Origin of the sequence: Nocardioides sp. (genome assembly GCF_041913365.1) — a bacterium.
In the GTDB taxonomy this organism is placed as follows: Bacteria; Actinomycetota; Actinomycetes; order Propionibacteriales; family Nocardioidaceae; genus Nocardioides.
In genome coordinates this window covers 1-17,103 of sequence record NZ_JAYSFM010000004.1, presented here as the reverse complement: position 1 = coordinate 17,103, position 17,103 = coordinate 1, and the positions used below count along the sequence as shown (strand labels likewise).

Sequence of the window (17,103 nt, the reverse complement as noted above, 5' to 3'; positions counted from 1 at the left end):
CAGTGGCGGCACACGACATCCCCAGACCCCGATCCGATGTCGTCCGCCGCCACCCAACGGGTGGCTCAGACCCAGAAGCCACGCCCTCCGTACCAGTCCCCGAAGTGCTCGCGGTACGACGACGCGGGGCCGCGGGAGCCGAGGTAGGAACCGACCACCGCGGCGCCGAGGTCGTCGAGCTCGGGGCTCACCATCCGCCCGTCGACCCGCCGGGCCATCGAGTCGATGAAGCGCGCCAGCCCCGGGTCGTCGCCCAGCCGGAAGAACGTCACCTGCGCGCCCAGCCGCGCCGACGCGTCGAGCTCGCGGACCGAGTGGGCGATCGTCAGCGGGTGCGGCGGGTAGGAGAACCAGACCTCGCCGTCGGCCTCGAGGTGGGCGGTCGGCTCACCGTCGGTGACGACCAGCAGCACGGGCTGCGCGTTGGGGTGCTTGCGGAAGAACCGGTTGGCGAGCAGCAGGCCGTGGTGGAGGTTGGTGCCCTTGGCCCAGCGGGCGTCGAGGGCGGTCAGCTCCTCGATCTCCATCACCTGCGCGTGCCGGCCGAAGGCGATCAGCTGGAGGTCGTCGCCGCGGAACCGCGAGCGCACCAGCTGGTGCAGCGCCAGCGCGGTGCGCTTCATCGGCACCCACCGGCCGTCCATCGCCATCGAGAACGACGTGTCGACCAGCAGCGCGACCGCCGCCTGGGTGCGGGCCTCGGTCTCGACGACCTCGATGTCGTCGACCTGGATCCGCACCGGCATCGTGCCGCCGTCGCGCAGCACGGCGTTGCCGATCGTGCGCGGCACGTCCCACGGCTCGGTGTCGCCGAATTCCCACCGCCGGGTGGACCCGCTCGGCTCGCCGGCGAGGCCGGTCGTACGCGTCTCGCGGGCGCCCGAGCGTCCGCTCATCCGGTCGGCGACGTCGCGCAGCAGCGCCTTGCCGAGCTGCCGCATCGCCTTGGGCGAGAGCCGCAGCTCTCCGTCGGAGCCCCGCTTGAGGTAGCCGCTGTCGCGCAGCGCGCGCTCGAGCTCCTGGAGCGTCTTCGCCGCCACCGCCGCCTCGTCGCCGAGCTGCCGGGCGAGCGCGTCGAGGTCGACGTCGTCGAGCCGCGCGCCGTGGTGGGACTGGGCGAGCTGGTCGGCGAGCGCCTCAAGCTGGGCGAGGTCCTGCAGGGCACCGGTGCCGTCACCCAGTCCGAGCCCCTGGTCGCCGTCGAACGACTCCGAGCCCGACCAGTCCTCGCCGGGCCGCAGCGACTGCAGGTTGGCGTCCATCCGGGCCAGCTGCTCCATCAGCTGGGGCGAGCCGAAGGCCTGCTGCGAGAGCTCCATCAGCTCCTGCCGCTGCTCGGGCGTCATCGAGTTCAGCATCCGCTGCGCGGCGGCGGCCCGCTGCGCCAGCGAGTCGAGCAGCTCGTCGATGTTCTCGGGGTTCTCGGGGAAGAAGTCGCCGTGCTTGTCCATGAAGTCGGCGAAGTCCTCGTCGGTGTCCTCGCCCCGGGCGTGCTTCTCCAGCAGGTCGTTGAGGTCGGAGAGCATCTCCGAGATCGCCTCGCGGTCCTCGTCGGTCGCCCCCTCCAGCGCCTGCTTCATGCCGGCGAAGCGCTGGTCGAGCAGCTCGCGGCCGAGCAGGTCCTTGATCTGCTCGTAGGCCTCGCGTGCCTCGCTCGACTGCCAGTCGTACGACGACAGCTCGCTCACCGCCGCCGCGGTCGACGACGGCAGGTTGTCCAGCGTCATCTCGCGCAGCGTGCGGTCGGAGTCGTCCATGGTGATGTCGCGGGCGAGCTGGCCGCGCTCGGCGAGGACGGCCTTGTCGAGCAGCTCACGCACCTCGCGCAGCGTGCCGTCGAGGTCGTGCCGCTGGAGGATCTCGCGGCGGCGCTCGGCGACCCGCCTGGCCAGGTCGTCGAGCCCCGCCTGGTCGGTGCCTCCGCGCCGGAGGAACTCGCGCATCGCGTGCTCGGGGCTGTAGCCGGCCATCACGTCCTGGCCGATCTGGTCGAGCGCCTCGGCCAGGTCGACCGGCGGCGCCAGCGGGTCGCCGCCCTCGTAGCGGTGGAACCGTGAGCGGTCCGTGCGCCGGCTCATCGTCGGGTCACCGTCACCTCCCCGCCGACCGCCCGCGGGATCTCCGCGACCTCGGCCACCGTGGCCAGCAGGCCGTCGACGTCCTCGCGGCTGGCCGCCGAGTCCACCTCGACGCGGTAGTCGACGGTGGTCGAGGACCACGTCGCGCCGTCGAACTCACCCGACACCTCGACCATCACCCCGTCGACGCCGATGCCGAGCGGCCCGGCCTCGCGGAGCACGTCGTTGAGCACGCAGCAGCCGATCGCGGTGAGCAGCAGGTGCGCGCCGGTGCCCCCGCCCTCGACCGCGATGCCGCCGTCGGTCCACGTGTGCGGGACGACGTACGCCGGGGTGAGCCCGGCCGCGCGCGATCCCGCCGCGACGCGAACCTCGAAGCCCAAGAGGTCAGCCATAGACGGTCTCCCCGGCGTCGGCGTCCTTGCCGATCTTGCGGGCGAGGTAGAGCCCCTCGAGGGCGAGCTCGAGCGCGCCGGCGCGCTCACCGTCGTTGGTGGCGCCGAGCCGGTCGCAGACCTGGTCGTAGAGGTCGGACTCCCCCAGCACCGGCAGCCCGGCGAGGAAGTCGCGCGCGCCGACCCGGGCGCCGGTGGTGACCATCGCGCCCTCCTCGATGGCCTCCACCAGGAGCCGCAGGTCGATGCCGGCGAGGTGGGCGCGGACCGTCTCGGCGATCGAGGTGCGCAGCAGGTGGGTGAGGATCTCGGCCTCACGACCCTCCTCCCCCGTCTCGAACTCGATCTTGCCGCCCAGCACGTCGACGGCCGTCTCCAGGTCGACGACGCGGGCGACCGCCTCGCCCTCGCCCTGGGTGGTCGCCCGGTGCAGCGCGGCGGCGGCGATCGTCTCCGCGCCGGCGATCGCGAAGCGGGCGCTGACGCCCGAGCGCTGGTCGACCGACTGCGACTCCCGCAGGTTGGAGGTGAAGCGGGCCAGCACCTCGAGGAGGTAGTCGGGCACCTCGGCGACCAGCTCGGCCTCCTGCGCGATGACGGCGATCTCCTCCTCGACCTCACGCGGGTAGTGGGTGCGGATCTCGGCGCCGAAGCGGTCCTTGAGCGGGGTGATGATCCGGCCGCGGTTGGTGTAGTCCTCGGGGTTGGCACTGGCCACCACCAGGACGTCGAGCGGCAGCCGCAGGACGTAGCCGCGGATCTGGATGTCGCGCTCCTCCATCACGTTGAGCATCGCGACCTGGATCCGCTCGGCGAGGTCGGGCAGCTCGTTGATGGCGACGATGCCGCGGTGGCTGCGCGGGATCAGGCCGAAGTGGATGGTCTCGGGGTCGCCGAGGTGGCGGCCCTCCGCGACCTTCATCGGGTCGACGTCGCCGATCAGGTCGGCGACCGAGGTGTCCGGCGTGGCCAGCTTCTCGGCGTACCGCTCGTCGCGGTGGCGCCACGAGATGCGGAGGTCGTCGCCGTACGTCGCCGCCGCCTGCCGCGAGGCGACCGTGATCGGGTCGTAGGGGTGCTCGCCCAGCTCGGACCCGGAGATGACCGGGGTCCACTCGTCGAGCAGGCCCACCAGGGACCGCAGCAGTCGGGTCTTGCCCTGGCCGCGCTCGCCGAGCAGGACGATGTCGTGGCCCGCGAGCAGCGCCCGCTCGACCTGCGGGATCACGGTGTCGGCGAAGCCGTGCAGGCCCGGCCACGGGTCCTCGCCCCCGCCGAGGCGGTCGAGGAGGTTGTCGCGGATCTCCTCGCGGAGGGTCTTGAGCCGGTGGCCGCTCTCGCGAAGCTGGCCGAGGGTGCTGGCATCGGGGTGCTGGGTCTGGCTCTGGGTCTGCTGCTGGGTCACGTCGTCCACGCTAGACCCGGCCGTCAACGTGGAGTGCGCTCGAAGTCGCCGCCCTCGGCCCGCCGGGGTAGTCCAGTGGCAGATGGCTGTCCAGCGGGCCGATCCACGACCATCTGCCACTGGACTACCCCGGCACGACGACCATCTGCCACTGGACTACCGGCGCCGAAACCGGGGTCGCACCGCCTCCGGCAGGGCAGGATGACGCCATGGCCTCGATGTTCCTGCTGTTCGTGGTGGTGCTCGTCGCCCTCGTGGCGGGCGGCGTCGGCTACGCCCTCGGCCGCGCGAGCGTGCCCCCGCAGACGGAGGACGGCACAGCCCTCGCGGAGCGCGACGCCTTCATCGAGCAGCTGCGCGAGCTCGCGTGGCAGCACCGCGACGTCTCACCCGAGCTCTCGACGATCGTCATCGACGAGATCGCCACCCGCCACCGCCGGCTCTCCGGCCCGAACGACTGAGGACCCCGATGCCCTCCGCTCCCACCGCCGTGAAGAAGCTCAGCAGGGTCGTGCTCGGCCTCGGCCTCGTCGTCGGCCTGGCCCTCGCCGTGCTGCTCTTCGTGCGTCCGACGACGGTCTCGACCGGCCCCGACCAGGTGGCCCTCCACTACAGCGACGGCGCCTTCACCCCGCGTCGCTACGAGGACTGCGTGCAGCGCTCGACGCGCGCGTGGGACGGCCCGGGCGACAAGCACTACCTCTACCCGACGTCCCAGCGGAACTACGTCTTCGGCGAGGGCGGCGATCGCAGCCCGGTCACGTTCGTGACCAAGGACGGCATCGAGATGAGCGTCGACGGCGTGGCCGCCTTCCTCCTCAACACCGACTGCCCCACGCTGCAGAAGTTCCACGACCTCATCGGCAACCGCTACGCCGCCTACATGGACTCCGCGGACGGCAACGGGTCGGTCGGCTGGCTGCAGATGCTCAGCGTCTACATCAGCCGCCCGCTCGAGACCGCGATCGACCGCGCCAGCCAGAACTACACCTACACCGAGCTCTACACCGACCCCAACGTCAAGGCCCAGTGGGAGCGCGACGTGCTCGCGCAGATGCCCGACCTGGTCGGGCGCCAGATCGACGGCGACGAGGAGTTCTTCACCGACTTCGCGATCACGCTGCAGAAGCCGGTGCCGCCGGAGGCAGTGAAGGCCGCGCTCGTCGCGCAGCAGGAGGCCGTCGCACGCGCCAAGGCCAAGGAGGCCGAGGCGGCCGCCCAGGTCAAGGCCGCCGAGGCGCAGATCGCGGTCGAGAAGGCCGAGGCCGCCAAGATCGCCGAGCGGATCCGGGTGCTGGGGCGCGAGGGCTACCTCAAGCAGTACGCCATCGACCACGGGCTCAACCCCTACCAGCCGACGACCGGCGGGCTGATCACCGACTCCGGGCCCTGAGGTCCACCGCGCGGGACCTTCGGCCCTGCCTCGCGATCGCGACGCGAGGGAGGCTGGGAGCCGACGACAAGGAGACTCCCATGCGAACCATGCTCGACCTCTCGCGCGAGGACTGCGTGCGCCTGCTGGGCGCGGGCATCGCCGGCCGGGTCGCGGTGAGCACCCCGACGGGGCCGCACATCGTGCCCGTGAATTACGCCGTGGACGGGGAGTCGATCCTGGTCCGCACGACGGCCTACAGCCTGCTCGGGACCTATGGTCGCGACGCCCAGCTGTGCTTCGAGGTCGACCAGTTCGACTACGAGAACCAGCGCGGCTGGAGCGTCTCGGTCCGCGGCCGCGCCACCTTCGTCGACGACCCCGAGGAGCTCGCCGAGATCGCGCGGCACTGGGAGCCCCGGCCCTGGGCCGAGGGCCAGCGCAACCTCGTCGTCCGCATCCCGTGGACCGAGCTCAGCGGCCGCCAGCTCGGCGGCGGGTGGGACCCCTGGGCGCACCTGCCCGTACGTCGTCTCGCCTGATGCCGGCACGGTTGCGACACAATCTCCCGTGTGACCCACACACCGGACCTCGGCGCTGACGCGCGCTCCCTGCTGGAGGCGGTCACCGCGATCTCCAGCGACCTCGACCTCGACCTCGCCCTGACCCGGATCGTCGAGGCGGCGACCGCCCTCACCGGCGCCCGCTACGGCGCCTTGGGCGTGCTCGGCCGCGACGGCGAGCTGGTCGAGTTCGTCACGACCGGCATCGACGAGCGCACCCGCGCGGCCATCGGCGACCTGCCTCGGGGACGCGGCATCCTCGGGGTGATCATCGAGGACCCCTCCGGCCTGCGGCTCGAGGACCTGTCGGCGCACCCGTCGTCGGTCGGCTTCCCGCCCAACCACCCGCCGATGACGTCCTTCCTCGGCATGCCGGTCCGGATCCGGGGCACCGTGTTCGGCAACCTCTACCTGACCGAGAAGGCCGGCGGCGGCCCCTTCACCGAGGACGACGAGGGCCTCGTCGAGGAGCTCGCCCGGACCGCCGGCTACGTCATCAGCAACGCCCGGTCGTTCGCGCTGAGCGAGCGACGGCGCCAGTGGCTGGAGGCCTCCGCCGACCTCTCGGAGCTGCTCCAGCCGCCGGTCGACCTGCCGACCGCGCTCCACCAGATCGTCGCCACGGCCCGTCAGGTGTCGGGATCGCACGCGGTGGCGCTGTGGTCCTCGCTCGGCGCGGACCACGACACGCTCAGCGTGGCCCCCGACGCCAACGCCGAGGAGGTCGAGCGCGTGCTGTCCGCGGCGCGCGCGGCGACGGTCATCGGCCCGGGCAGCCCGGTCACCACCACGCGCATCGACGGGGTGCCCCTGGTCGTGGTGCCGCTGCGCTCGCACCTCGCGCCGGTGACCGCGCTGGTCGCGGTCACCAACCCGCAGGCCGGTCTGCTCGACGTGCAGGACCGCGACCTGCTCGCCGGCTTCGGCGACCAGGTCGCGCTGTCGCTCGACCGCACCCAGGCGCTGGCTGACCGTCAGGAGATGGCCCTGCTCTCCGACCGCGAGCGGATCGCGCGCGACCTCCACGACATCGTCATCCAGCGGCTCTTCGCCACCGGGCTGCAGCTCCAGGGCGTCGCGGCGATGGCCGACGACGGAGCGGTCACCGAGCGCCTCGACAAGTCGGTCGCCGAGCTCGACGACACCATCAAGGCCATCCGCGGCACCATCTTCGAGCTGCAGGACCGTCGCGGCGACTCGCTGCGGGCGGCCATCCGCAGCCTCGTCAAGGAGTACGTCCCGGTGCTGGGCTTCACGCCCGTGGTGCGCACCTCCGGGCCGATCGACACCGCAGTCCCGCCGGCGCTCGGTTCCCAGCTGCTCGCGGTGCTCCGCGAGGCCGTCTCCAACGTCGCCCGGCACGCCCTCGCCGACTCGGCGGAGGTCGACGTCGTCGTCGGGTCCGACCTGCTCGAGCTGCGCGTCGCCGACGACGGGGTGGGCCTGCCCGCCGAGGTGTCCGAGAGCGGGCTGCGCAACGCACGACGCCGGGCGGACGACCTCGGCGGCACCCTGGGGGTGTCGCCGGTCGGCGAGCGCGGCACCGTGCTGGTCTGGCGCGTGCCGATCAAGGACTGATCCGACCGCGCACACCAGAGGACCCGGCGCCGAGGGCGCCGGGTCCAGAGGGGGCCTGGTGTCATCGCAGGACGGGGTAGTTCTTCACCACCTCGGTGCGGTTCCACCAGCGACCCAGCCCCCAGGTGGTGCCGGCCGCGCCCAGGGCGAGGACCGCCATCACGATCACGCCGACGAGGTGGTCGTCGACGACCGGGTTGTTCTCCAGGGGCAGCACTGCGGCGTACATGAACGCGTACATGAGCGCGCCGGCTGCGGTGCCGATCCGCATGCCCGCCCCGAGCAGGAGGGTCACGCCGATGCCGAGCAGGCCGAGCATGAACAGCCAGTCGACCCATGCCTGTCCGGCCAGGCCGGTGAAGAACCCGTGGAAGGGGTTGTCAGCAGGGACACCGAAGCTGAGGAAGCCCTCCGTGGGGCTGCCGCCGTTGATCCACGCAGCGGGGCCGAACCGGTCCAGGTTGCCCTCCTGGTCGTAACCGGTGTGGAAGCCGAGTGCGAAGGTCTTGTCGAGGAACGCCCAGAGGAAGGTGACTCCGTAGGCGATCCGCAGGGTGGCCAGGGCCCTGTGGAACCAGGGGCCGCGGTCGTTCTCTTCGTAGCTCACGCCGACCGGGGCTTCGTACGCCTCGACCTCGTGGCGGTGGCGATGGATGACGTTCATCGTCATCCCCTCCTTCGGTGGTGTGTTTTCTGGGTCACCACCAGAGTCCCGGAGTCACGCTCCGGGCATCAGGGCCTGCCGTCACCGACCGGCGGGACCTTGGTCCTGCCCGAGCAGCTTGGAGGCCAGGACCGCGGCCTGGGTGCGCCGCTCGAGGCCGAGCTTGGCGAGGATGCTCGAGACGTAGTTCTTCACGGTCTTCTCGGCGAGGAACATCTGCTCGGCGATCTGGCGGTTGGTCAGGCCCTCGGCGATGTGGCCGAGCAGGATGCGCTCCTGGTCGGTGAGGGAGGCCAGCTCGTCGGGCGTGCTCGGGCCGTTGCGGATCCGCTCCAGGATGGTCGCGGTCATCGCCGGGTCGATGAGCGACTTGCCTGCGGCGACGTGGCGGATCGCGCCCACGAGGTCGGAGCTCTTGATCTCCTTGAGCACGTAGCCCGCGGCACCGGCCATGATCGCGGCGAACAACGCCTCGTCGTCGTCGTACGACGTGAGGATGAGGGCGTTGATGGTCGGGTCGATCGCGCGCACGGTCCGGCAGACCTCGATCCCCGAGCCGTCGGGCAGGCGCGCGTCGAGCACGGCGACGTGCGGGCGCAGGGCGGGGATGCGGGCGGCGGCCTCGGTGGCGGTGGCCGACTCGCCGACCACCTCGATGTCCTCCTGCTGCTCCAGCAGGAACTTCAGGCCCTCCCGCACGACGTCGTGGTCGTCGAGGAGGTAGACGCGGATCGGTGCGGGCATGGGCACATTCCACCAGATCGGCGGCCCGACCCGTCCGATCTCAGCCCAGGTCGAGGTACATCACGTGCAACCCGACCCGACCGTGGGCCGTGCTGTCGAAGGCCCGGGGCACCGTCCCGACCACCTCGAACCCGAGGTCCTGCCACAGCCCGACGGCGGCGGTGTTGGTCTCCACCACCGCGTTGAACTGGATGCCGGCGAAGCCCTCGTCGCGGTGCCAGCGGACGGCGTACTCGCCGAGCCGGCGACCCACGCCGCGGCCGCGCGCATCGGCGTCGACCATGAAGGACGCGGTGCCGACGTGCGCACCGCGACCCGGGCGGTTCGGTCCCATCTTGGCCGAGCCGAGCACCACCCCCTCGTCGTCGGTGAGCACGACGACGTGGCTGGTGCCGTCGAACCACCAGCCACGGGCCTCGTCGGACGTGGCGCCGAGCGGGTAGGCGTAGGTCTCACCGGCCTCGACGATCTCCTGCCAGAACGGCCAGATGGCCGCCCAGTCCGCCTCGGTCGCGGGCCTGATGCTCACGGGATCTCCTTCGTTTCTCCGGTCTGGAGCAGTCTCCCCGGCACCCGACGCGCGGCGCACACTGGAGGCAGCCGGACGGGGGCCGCCGGACGCCGGCCAGGACGCACAGGGAGGCGCTCATGTCGCTCACACACCGCGCGGTCGCGATGATGATGCCGGTCACCGACGTCGACCGGTCGCGCACGTTCTACTCCGAGTCCCTGGGGCTCGACTACACCGGGACCAACGACGAGGGCAGCGCGATCTACGCGCTCGAGGGCGACTCCACGCTCGTGCTGCTGCCCCGCCCCGACAGCACGCCGTCGGAGAGCACCGCGATGAGCTTCGAGGTGGACGACATCCACGCCGAGATCGGCGAGCTCGAGGGCCGCGGCGTCGTCTTCGAGGACTACGACCTGCCCGACCTCAAGACCGTCGACCACGTGTGCGTGCTCGGGTCGGAGAAGGCGGCCTGGTTCAAGGACCCCGACGGCAACGTGCTGTGCCTGCACCAGGAGACCTGACCTGGACATCTGGCCCTAGACGTCGGTCGCGCCGTCGATCGACTGCCGGATCAGGTCGGCGTGCCCCGCGTGGCGGGCGTACTCCTCGACCATGTGGACCAGCACCCACCGCACCGTGGCTGTCTGCCCCTTCTCGGGCGGCCGCGGACGCGCGACCGGGCGGTCGAGCTCGGGGTCGGCCGCCAGTGCCTCGTCGAGGCACCGGTCGGCGCGGGCGATGGCGTCGGCCAGCAGCGCGTCGAGCTCGGCGTGCGGGGTCCCGGCCGCGCTGTGCCAGTCCCAGTCGGGGTCGTCGTCCCAGGGCGCGGCGTCCCAGGGCGGTGCGGGCTCGTGGGCGGCGAGGTTGTAGGAGAACCAGTAGTCCTCCACGAAGGCGAGGTGCTTGAGCATCCCGCCGAGCGTGAGGTCGCTCGGCGGCAGCGGCTGGTCGAGCTGCTCGTCGGTGAGCCCGGAGGCCTGCAACCGGATGGTCGCGCGGTAGTGGTCGATGAAGCTGCGCAGCATCCCGACCTCGGTGTCGCTGTAGGCCGGCTCGGGCCGCTCGATCGTCATGGCGGGACGTTAGCCGAGCGGCCCCCCGTTCGCCCGATCAGAGGGACGGGCCCTCGCCGCGCAGCTTGTCGACCTCGGCCATCGCGTCGCGCAGCTGGCCGAGCCACTCCTCGGCGTGCTCGCCGACCAGGCGCACCGACCAGGCGAGCGCGTCGGAGCGGGAGCGGGCCACGCCGGCGTCGACGAGGGTGTCGAGCACCTGGCGCTCGGGCTGCCGCAGCCGGGTCATCACCGGCGCGGCGACGTGGGTGAACAGCGCCTCGGTGTCGCCGAGCCGCACCCCCCACGAGACCTTGCGCTGGTAGCGGGCCTGCGCCTCGAGGGCGATCTCGATGCGCTCGGCCTTCGTGTCGGCGCGGAACCGGCTGATCCGGCCCTCCGCCTCGGCGCCGTCGGCGCCGGCCGCCTGCGTCTCGCTGAGGGTGCCCAGCACCGTGATCTCCTCACGGTCGGTGCGCACCTCGATCTCGCTGAACCAGTCGTCGGGCAGGCGCCCGCGGAACCAGCCCGCCGCGTCGTCGGCGGAGGGGAGGTCGGCGACCTGCCAGCCCCCACGGCGGCCGCCGCGCTCGCCGCGCTCGCCGCGGCCCCGGCCGCGTCGTCCGCGGCCCTCGTCGTAGTCGTCTCGGGTCATCATGTTCGTGCTCCTTCTTGCAGTGCTTACATAATTACACCCTTACAGTGCATACGCAAAGGGCGCTTGTTCCCGCGACCTGCCGTTACCCTCGCCGACGTGCCGACCTCGTCCTGCCCGTGCGGATCCGGAGCGATGTACGCCGCCTGCTGCGGGCCGCTGCTGGCCAACCGCGAGCAGGCGGCGACGCCGGAGCAGCTGATGCGCTCGCGCTACACGGCGTACGTCGTCGGCGACGCCGACCACCTCTTCCGGACCTGGCACCCGCGCACCCGGCCCGACGACACCACGCCCGACCCGCGCACCCGGTGGACCGGGCTGGAGGTCCTCGCCGCCGAGGACGACACGGTCGAGTTCGTCGCGACGTGGGCGGGCGGTCGGATGCACGAGGTCAGCCGCTTCGAGCAGCGCGCCGGCCGGTGGGTCTACGTGGACGGCGACGTCGACTAGCTACTGGCCCGGTCGACCCGGCTCGTCGACCCACCGCTCCCCGACTGCGACCGGGCGACCGCGCCCGCCGGTGGCCGCGGCCACGACCTCGGCCACCCGGTCCGCCTCCTGGGGCGCGGCTGCGAGCAGCAGCCGGACCCGGGCGTCGTACGCCACGTCGAGCACCGTCACCCCACGCGCACGCAGCTCCCCCTCCACCCGGCCGGCGTCCGCGTGGTCGAGCTCGAGGGCGAGCTCGGTGAGCAACGCGCGACGCAGCGTGCCCGCCTCGGCGAGGGCCGCGCGCACGGCGTCGCCGTAGGCACGGACCAGACCGCCGGCACCGAGCAGGGTGCCGCCGAACCACCGCGTGACGACGGCCGCGACGTCACTGACCCCGGCGCCGCGCAGCACGTCGAGCATCGGCGCCCCGGCCGTGCCGGCGGGCTCCCCGTCGTCGGAGGAGCGCTGCACCTCCCCGCCCGGCCCGAGCACGAAGGCCGAGCAGTGGTGCCGCGCATCCCAGTGCTCGCGACGCAACGCCGCGACCAGGGCACGCGCCTCGTCCTCGTCGGCGACCCGGCGCAGTGTGCAGAGGAAGCGGGAGCCACGGTCCTCCACCTCGGCGTCGGCGGGACCCGCGACGGTGAGGTACGACGTCACGCGGGGTCGTCCTCCGGCGCGGGCGCGCGCTCCTCCTCCGCCCGGTGGCGGCGCTCGACCGGGCCCGGCGTCCAGGTGACCGACACCTTCTCGAAGCCCTTGTGCCGCTGCATGCGGGCGTAGGCGGCGTACGCCCGGCGGTCGGCGTCGGTCAGCTCGACGTTGTCGGTGAACGGCGTCAGCAGGGCGCGCGGCCACAGGCGGCGCGCCCAGACCACGTTGATCTCCATCGCCAGCACCGCCATCACCGCACCGATCCAGAGGAAGCCGATCAGGCCGAGGACGAGGCCGAAGGTCTTGGTCATCGACGAGGTGTCGACGAGCACGTTGTCGACGTAGGCCGCACCGCCGAGCTGGAGGGCCTGCCACATGATCGCCAGCGAGTAGCCGCCCGGCGCCGCCCGCCAGAACGAGTGCTGGCCCGTCGCGGCGAAGCGGAAGAGCAGGGTGAGGAACGTGCCGACCACGGCGACGGTGAGCAGCGGCAGGAAGTACTGGATGCCCGAGCCGAGCACCTCGGTGAACACGTCGGTCGTGCTCGCGACGGTCGACACGATCGTGACGGCCAGCAGCGAGAAACCCGCAGTGACGAGCAGGACGAGGGTCTTCACGCGGGCGTAGAACGGGTTGGGGCGGCTGTTGCGCGGCACCGACCACGCCACGTGCTGGGTGTTCTGCAGCGCCTGCCCGAGCCCCATCGCGCCGTAGAGCGCGGCGATCGCACCGACCGCCACACCGGCCACCGAGCCCTGGAGGCCCTCCGGCCGGCCGAGCTCGTCGCCGATGATCGGGAACTGCGAGAGCGCGGAGTTGAGGATCTGCTCCTGCCACTGGGGCTCGCCGCGCAGGATCAGGCCGAGGATCGAGGTGCCGAGCAGCATCAGCGGGAAGATCGCGATGAAGGCGTAGTAGGTCAGCGCCGAGGCGAGGTAGGGGCCCTGGTCGTCGAAGTACTTGTAGATGACGGCGAGCGGGAAGCCGAGCACGGGGTGACGGCGCTGGAACCCGTCGACTGCCGAGACCGCTCCCACGGGGTGGAGGCTACCGCCCGGCACCCGGCGAACCCGGTCACCACCAGCCGAGCAGTCCCCCGCCGAGTCGCACGACGAAGCCGCAGACCACGACGAGGAAGAACGCGCGGACGAACCGGGCCCCCTTCGCCATCGCCAGCCGGGCGCCGAGGTAGCCGCCGGTGATGTTGGCCGCGGCCATCGGCAGCGCGAGCTGCCAGATGACCGCGCCCTGCGGGACGAAGACGACGAGCGCGGCCAGGTTGGTCGCCCAGTTGGCCAGCTTGGCCTTGGCCGAGGCCTCGAGGAAGTTGTAGCCCAGCAGCCCGACGAGTGCGAAGACGAGGAACGACCCGGTGCCCGGGCCGATCGCGCCGTCGTAGAAGCCGATCGTCAGGCCGGTCGCCGCCACCGCGGTCAGGTGCCGGCCACCCTGGAAGCGGAGGCTGGTGAGCTCGCCGACGCTCGGCTTGAACCAGACGTAGCCGCCGACCAGCACGAGCACGGCCAGGATGATCGGGTCGAAGGCGCTGCGCGGCAGCAGCGAGGCGACCAGCGCTCCGCCGGCCGAGCCGAGGAAGGCGGCGAGCATCAGCGGCAGGAAGGTCCGCGGGTCGGGCCGGATCCGCCGGACGTACGTCGCTGCGCTGATCGACGTGCCGCAGAACGAGGCGAGCTTGTTGGTCGCTGCGATCTGCACCACCGAGGCGCCCGGCAGCCCGATGAGCAGCGCGGGGAGCTGGACCAGCCCGCCGCCGCCGACGACGGCGTCGACGAAGCCCGCCACCAGGGCCGCGAGGACCAGGAAGGCGACGACCTCCAGAGAAAGGTCGCCCACGTCAGGAGGAGGTCGAGTCTCGGCTGAACTCCTGGACGACGACGGCGTCGTAGTCCTTCGGCATGGTGGTGCTGAGGCCGGGGCAGATGAACTGCATCGACTGGTCGGTCGCCATCTTTGCGGCGGAGCAGCTCAGCGTCGCCAGCGGGTCGCCGTCCTGGGAGAAGACCATCTCGAAGATCGCCGCGCGCTCCTCGTCGGCCTTGTTCGCGATCGTGCCGGAGACCTCGGGGGTGGTGACCTCCTCGAGGTCGACGGACCGCTCGATGCCCCTGAGCTCCCAGCCCTTCTCGACGGCGAAGCCGTTCCACGTGAAGGCCTCGCCGACCTCCACCTCCACCGGGTCTGTGCTGGTGTTCACGTCGTCACCGCAGGCGCTGAGCGAGCCGACGCAGGCGAGCGCGACGAGGGCGCCGGCCAGGCGCGTACGACGGGTCACGAGGCAGCCACGAAGGCGAGCAGGTCCTGCCGGGTCAGCACGCCGATCGGCTTGCCGTCCTCGTGCACCAGCACCGCGTCGGCCTTCTCGAGCAGGACGACCGCGTCGGCGGCCGGCTCCGTCGAGCCGATCGTCGGGAGTGCCTGGGACATGTGGTCCTCGACCCGGTCGGTCAGCTTGGCGTGGCCGGTGAACAGCGCGTCGAGGAGGGTGCGCTCCGACACCGACCCCGCGACCTCGGCGGCGACGATCGGGGGCTCGGCACGGACGACGGGCATCTGGCTGACGCCGTACTCCTGGAGGATGTGCACGGCCTCGGCGATCGTCTCGCCGGGGTGGGTGTGCACCAGGTCGGGGATCTGGCCGGACTTGCCGCGCAGCACCTCGCCGATGGTGCGGTGGTCGTCCTGCGCGCCGGTCGCGAAGCCGTACTGCCCGAGCCAGTCGTCGTTGAAGACCTTGGTGAGGTAGCCGCGGCCGGAGTCGGGCAGCAGCACCACGATCACCGCGTCGGTGCGTCCCTCGGCGGCGAGCTCGTGCGCGAGCTGGCGTGCGGCGTAGGCGGCCATGCCGGCGGAGCCGCCGACCAGCATCGCCTCCTCGCGCGCGAGGCGGCGGGTGAAGGCGAAGGAGTCGGCGTCGGAGACCTCGATGACGCGGTCGGCGACGGTGCGGTCGTAGGTCTCGGGCCAGAAGTCCTCGCCGACGCCCTCGACGAGGTAGGGGCGGCCGGTGCCGCCGGAGTAGACCGATCCGGCCGGGTCGGCGCCGATCACCTGAACCTCGGCGTTCTGCTCCTTGAGGTAGCGGCCGACGCCGCTGATGGTGCCGCCGGTGCCCATGCCGGTGACGAAGTGGGTGATCTTCCCCTCCGTCTGCTCCCAGATCTCCGGACCGGTGGTCTCGTAGTGGGAGCGCGGGTTGTTGGGGTTGGAGTACTGGTCGGGCTTCCACGCGCCGGGCTCGGACGCGAGCCGGTCGCTGACGTTGTAATAGGAGTCCGGGTGCTCCGGCGCGACGGCGGTCGGGCACACCACGACCTCGGCGCCGTAGGCCTTGAGCACGTTGCGCTTGTCCTCGCTGACCTTGTCGGGGCACACGAAGACGCACTTGTAGCCCTTCGCCTGCGCCACCATGGCCAGGCCCACGCCGGTGTTGCCGGAGGTGGGCTCGACGATCGTGCCGCCGGGCTGGAGCGCACCGGAGGCCTCCGCGGCCTCGATCATCCTGGTGGCGATGCGGTCCTTCACCGAGCCACCGGGGTTGAGGTACTCGACCTTCGCGAGGACCAGCGGGCCACCGTCGGGGCCGTCCGGGAGGTCCAGGGTCCGGCCCAGCCGGACGAGAGGAGTGTTGCCGATCAGGTCGAGGAGAGAGTTCACGTACTGCACCGGATCAATCTACCTATCTACCGCTCCGTAACATGAAGTCGTGGGGGCTACAGGAGCAGCACGCAAGCTGGCATCGGCCGCGGCCTTGGGCGGCGGCGGACTCTCCGTGCTCGGCGCCGGGCTCTACGGCGTGCTGGTCGCGGAGGCGAAGATCGCGCGCCGGATGATCGGCAACGCCACGGACACGCCGCCCGACGCGACCGGCTGGTACGGCCGAGGCCGTCCCGCGCCGGCGATCCGGATCGCGCTGCTTGGTGACTCCAGCGCCGCCGGCTACGGCGTCGAGCGCGTCGAGGAGACCCCCGGCGCGCAGCTCGCCACCGGCGTCGCGGCCCAGGCCGACCGGCGGGTGCACCTGCGGTCCTTCGCCGTGGTCGGTGCTCAGTCCAGCGCGCTGGCCGACCAGGTGGACGCCGCGATCGGCACCCACCCCGACCTCGCCGTCGTGCTCATCGGGGCCAACGACGTCACCCACTCCGTCCTGCCGTCAGCGTCCGTGCGGCACCTCGCCGAGGGCGTACGCCGCCTGCGCGAGGCCGAGATCGAAGTGCTGGTCGGCACGTGCCCCGACCTCGGCACCATCCGCCCGATCCCCCCGCCGCTGAAGCAGGTGGCGCGCGAGTGGTCGCGCCGGCTCGCTGCCGCGCAGACCATCACCGTCGTCGAGAACGGCGGCCGCTCGGTCTCGCTCGGCGACATCCTCGGCCCGGAGTTCGACGCCGCTCCCGCGGTGCTCTTCGGGCCCGACCGCTTCCACCCGTCGGCCGACGGCTACCAGCAGCTGGCCTCGGTGCTGATCCCGTCCTGCCTGGCCGCGCTCGACCTGCTGCCCGACGACGAGGCGATGCCCGAGCCGTTGCGCCGCGAGGGCATCCTCCCGGTCGCCGCGGCCGCCGTGCGCGCGGCTCGTACGCCCGGCACCGAGGTCGACGGCACCGAGGTCGGCGGCACCCAGCGCGGCCTCCGCGGCCGCTGGGTCGAGCTGCGCCACCGGCGCCGTCGCCCCTCCACCGACGCCGAGTCGCCCGAGCACGACGAGCACGACTCCTCGGAGACCGTGCCCCCGGACCACCCCGAGCTGCCCGAGGGCTGACCCGCCTCCCGGCTCCGGTCGAGCGGGGGGGGGCCCGACAAAAAAGCACCCCAACAAGCAAAGTGGGCCCACCACCGCCCCCCCCCGGCGGGCGGGCGAGGGGGGCGGCCACCACGCCGCGCACGGTCGCGGCCGCGACCGCCAGGGCCCCCGGTGGGCGCCCGGGGGCCGGCGCAAGTCGCCCACCCCGCGCCGCCAGCGCCAGGAACGCGCGCGAGCGCAT

Annotated in this window: 20 protein-coding genes; 7 read left to right on the top strand and 13 right to left on the bottom strand. The window is 72.3% G+C overall.

The window, feature by feature from the left end:
- Positions 1–65: 65 nt before the first annotated feature.
- Genes ACE3QY_RS10860 through ACE3QY_RS10850 form a run of 3 tightly spaced genes read right to left on the bottom strand, consistent with a single transcriptional unit; the run spans position 66 to position 3,878 of the window.
- Entirely contained in the window at positions 66–2,078 is a 2,013-nt protein-coding gene (locus tag ACE3QY_RS10860; protein ID WP_374456039.1) for a VWA domain-containing protein, read from the bottom strand.
- Positions 2,075–2,473, bottom strand: coding sequence for an OsmC family protein (locus ACE3QY_RS10855; RefSeq protein WP_374456038.1), 399 nt, complete (start codon positions 2,471–2,473; stop codon positions 2,075–2,077). Before ACE3QY_RS10855 ends, ACE3QY_RS10860 begins: the two co-directional genes overlap by 4 nt.
- Positions 2,466–3,878: a sigma 54-interacting transcriptional regulator gene (locus ACE3QY_RS10850; RefSeq protein ID WP_374456037.1), complete on the bottom strand. Its 1,413-nt coding sequence runs from the start codon at positions 3,876–3,878 to the stop codon at positions 2,466–2,468. The genes ACE3QY_RS10855 and ACE3QY_RS10850 overlap by 8 nt, the downstream gene beginning before the upstream one ends.
- Positions 3,879–4,087: 209 nt before the next feature.
- On the opposite strand from ACE3QY_RS10850, the gene ACE3QY_RS10845 reads away from it, so the two are divergent.
- From ACE3QY_RS10845 to ACE3QY_RS10830, 4 genes are all read left to right on the top strand, one after another.
- Positions 4,088–4,339, top strand: a complete 252-nt coding sequence (locus tag ACE3QY_RS10845) for a hypothetical protein (protein ID WP_374456036.1) — start codon at positions 4,088–4,090, stop codon at positions 4,337–4,339.
- Positions 4,340–4,347: 8 nt separating this feature from the next.
- A complete protein-coding gene (locus tag ACE3QY_RS10840) occupies positions 4,348–5,271 on the top strand; it encodes an SPFH domain-containing protein (protein WP_374456035.1) in 924 nt (307 codons plus the stop codon).
- An 80-nt stretch (positions 5,272–5,351) separates the two neighbouring features.
- The gene (locus ACE3QY_RS10835) at positions 5,352–5,792 is read left to right on the top strand and encodes a pyridoxamine 5'-phosphate oxidase family protein (protein WP_374456034.1); all 441 of its coding nucleotides are present in this window, start codon (positions 5,352–5,354) and stop codon (positions 5,790–5,792) included.
- Between the two features lie 30 nt (positions 5,793–5,822).
- Positions 5,823–7,391, top strand: coding sequence for a GAF domain-containing protein (locus tag ACE3QY_RS10830; RefSeq protein WP_374456033.1), 1,569 nt, complete (start codon positions 5,823–5,825; stop codon positions 7,389–7,391).
- Between the two features lie 61 nt (positions 7,392–7,452).
- Here ACE3QY_RS10830 and ACE3QY_RS10825 read toward each other — a convergent pair whose 3' ends face one another.
- The 3 genes from ACE3QY_RS10825 to ACE3QY_RS10815 form a co-directional block, all read right to left on the bottom strand.
- Positions 7,453–8,055 carry a hypothetical protein gene (locus tag ACE3QY_RS10825; protein ID WP_374456032.1) on the bottom strand — a complete coding sequence of 201 codons (603 nt, stop codon included), beginning with the start codon at positions 8,053–8,055 and terminating at the stop codon, positions 7,453–7,455.
- Positions 8,056–8,136: 81 nt separating this feature from the next.
- Positions 8,137–8,799, bottom strand: a complete 663-nt coding sequence (locus tag ACE3QY_RS10820) for a response regulator (protein ID WP_374456031.1) — start codon at positions 8,797–8,799, stop codon at positions 8,137–8,139.
- A 40-nt stretch (positions 8,800–8,839) separates the two neighbouring features.
- Positions 8,840–9,328: an N-acetyltransferase family protein gene (locus tag ACE3QY_RS10815; RefSeq protein ID WP_374456030.1), complete on the bottom strand. Its 489-nt coding sequence runs from the start codon at positions 9,326–9,328 to the stop codon at positions 8,840–8,842.
- Positions 9,329–9,447: 119 nt separating this feature from the next.
- On the opposite strand from ACE3QY_RS10815, the gene ACE3QY_RS10810 reads away from it, so the two are divergent.
- Positions 9,448–9,831 carry a VOC family protein gene (locus ACE3QY_RS10810; RefSeq protein WP_374456029.1) on the top strand — a complete coding sequence of 128 codons (384 nt, stop codon included), beginning with the start codon at positions 9,448–9,450 and terminating at the stop codon, positions 9,829–9,831.
- Positions 9,832–9,846: 15 nt separating this feature from the next.
- Here the strand turns inward: ACE3QY_RS10810 and ACE3QY_RS10805 are convergent, their stop codons facing one another.
- Positions 9,847–10,383: a DinB family protein gene (locus ACE3QY_RS10805; protein ID WP_374456028.1), complete on the bottom strand. Its 537-nt coding sequence runs from the start codon at positions 10,381–10,383 to the stop codon at positions 9,847–9,849.
- 37 nt (positions 10,384–10,420) lie between these two features.
- On the bottom strand, positions 10,421–11,020 hold the full coding sequence (locus tag ACE3QY_RS10800; protein ID WP_374456027.1) for a hypothetical protein: 600 nt from the start codon (positions 11,018–11,020) through the stop codon (positions 10,421–10,423).
- A 96-nt stretch (positions 11,021–11,116) separates the two neighbouring features.
- On the opposite strand from ACE3QY_RS10800, the gene ACE3QY_RS10795 reads away from it, so the two are divergent.
- Entirely contained in the window at positions 11,117–11,467 is a 351-nt protein-coding gene (locus ACE3QY_RS10795) for a YchJ family protein (protein ID WP_374456026.1), read from the top strand.
- Here ACE3QY_RS10795 and ACE3QY_RS10790 read toward each other — a convergent pair whose 3' ends face one another.
- The 5 genes from ACE3QY_RS10790 to ACE3QY_RS10770 are packed head-to-tail and all read right to left on the bottom strand — an operon-like array spanning position 11,468 to position 15,787.
- On the bottom strand, positions 11,468–12,109 hold the full coding sequence (locus ACE3QY_RS10790; protein ID WP_374456025.1) for a YigZ family protein: 642 nt from the start codon (positions 12,107–12,109) through the stop codon (positions 11,468–11,470).
- The gene (locus ACE3QY_RS10785; RefSeq protein ID WP_374456024.1) at positions 12,106–13,140 is read right to left on the bottom strand and encodes a YihY/virulence factor BrkB family protein; all 1,035 of its coding nucleotides are present in this window, start codon (positions 13,138–13,140) and stop codon (positions 12,106–12,108) included. The genes ACE3QY_RS10790 and ACE3QY_RS10785 overlap by 4 nt, the downstream gene beginning before the upstream one ends.
- A 37-nt stretch (positions 13,141–13,177) precedes the next feature.
- Positions 13,178–13,957 carry a TSUP family transporter gene (locus tag ACE3QY_RS10780; protein ID WP_374456023.1) on the bottom strand — a complete coding sequence of 260 codons (780 nt, stop codon included), beginning with the start codon at positions 13,955–13,957 and terminating at the stop codon, positions 13,178–13,180.
- A 1-nt stretch (position 13,958) separates the two neighbouring features.
- Positions 13,959–14,396, bottom strand: coding sequence for a hypothetical protein (locus ACE3QY_RS10775; RefSeq protein WP_374456022.1), 438 nt, complete (start codon positions 14,394–14,396; stop codon positions 13,959–13,961).
- Positions 14,393–15,787 carry a cystathionine beta-synthase gene (locus ACE3QY_RS10770; protein WP_374456021.1) on the bottom strand — a complete coding sequence of 465 codons (1,395 nt, stop codon included), beginning with the start codon at positions 15,785–15,787 and terminating at the stop codon, positions 14,393–14,395. Before ACE3QY_RS10770 ends, ACE3QY_RS10775 begins: the two co-directional genes overlap by 4 nt.
- 40 nt (positions 15,788–15,827) lie before the next feature.
- Between ACE3QY_RS10770 and ACE3QY_RS10765 the strand changes: the two genes are divergently transcribed.
- A complete protein-coding gene (locus ACE3QY_RS10765; protein ID WP_374456020.1) occupies positions 15,828–16,880 on the top strand; it encodes an SGNH/GDSL hydrolase family protein in 1,053 nt (350 codons plus the stop codon).
- Positions 16,881–17,103 lie beyond the last annotated feature (223 nt).

Excerpts from the sequence above, each read along its gene's own strand:
- ACE3QY_RS10860 (WP_374456039.1), bottom strand. The coding sequence starts at position 2,078 with ATGAGCCGGCGCACGGACCGCTCACGGTTCCACCGCTACGAGGGCGGC.
- ACE3QY_RS10855 (WP_374456038.1), bottom strand. The coding sequence starts at position 2,473 with ATGGCTGACCTCTTGGGCTTCGAGGTTCGCGTCGCGGCGGGATCGCGC.
- ACE3QY_RS10845 (WP_374456036.1), top strand. The coding sequence starts at position 4,088 with ATGGCCTCGATGTTCCTGCTGTTCGTGGTGGTGCTCGTCGCCCTCGTG.
- ACE3QY_RS10840 (WP_374456035.1), top strand. The coding sequence starts at position 4,348 with ATGCCCTCCGCTCCCACCGCCGTGAAGAAGCTCAGCAGGGTCGTGCTC.
- ACE3QY_RS10835 (WP_374456034.1), top strand. The coding sequence starts at position 5,352 with ATGCGAACCATGCTCGACCTCTCGCGCGAGGACTGCGTGCGCCTGCTG.
- ACE3QY_RS10825 (WP_374456032.1), bottom strand. The coding sequence starts at position 8,055 with ATGAACGTCATCCATCGCCACCGCCACGAGGTCGAGGCGTACGAAGCC.
- ACE3QY_RS10820 (WP_374456031.1), bottom strand. The coding sequence starts at position 8,799 with ATGCCCGCACCGATCCGCGTCTACCTCCTCGACGACCACGACGTCGTG.
- ACE3QY_RS10810 (WP_374456029.1), top strand. The coding sequence starts at position 9,448 with ATGTCGCTCACACACCGCGCGGTCGCGATGATGATGCCGGTCACCGAC.
- ACE3QY_RS10805 (WP_374456028.1), bottom strand. The coding sequence starts at position 10,383 with ATGACGATCGAGCGGCCCGAGCCGGCCTACAGCGACACCGAGGTCGGG.
- ACE3QY_RS10800 (WP_374456027.1), bottom strand. The coding sequence starts at position 11,020 with ATGATGACCCGAGACGACTACGACGAGGGCCGCGGACGACGCGGCCGG.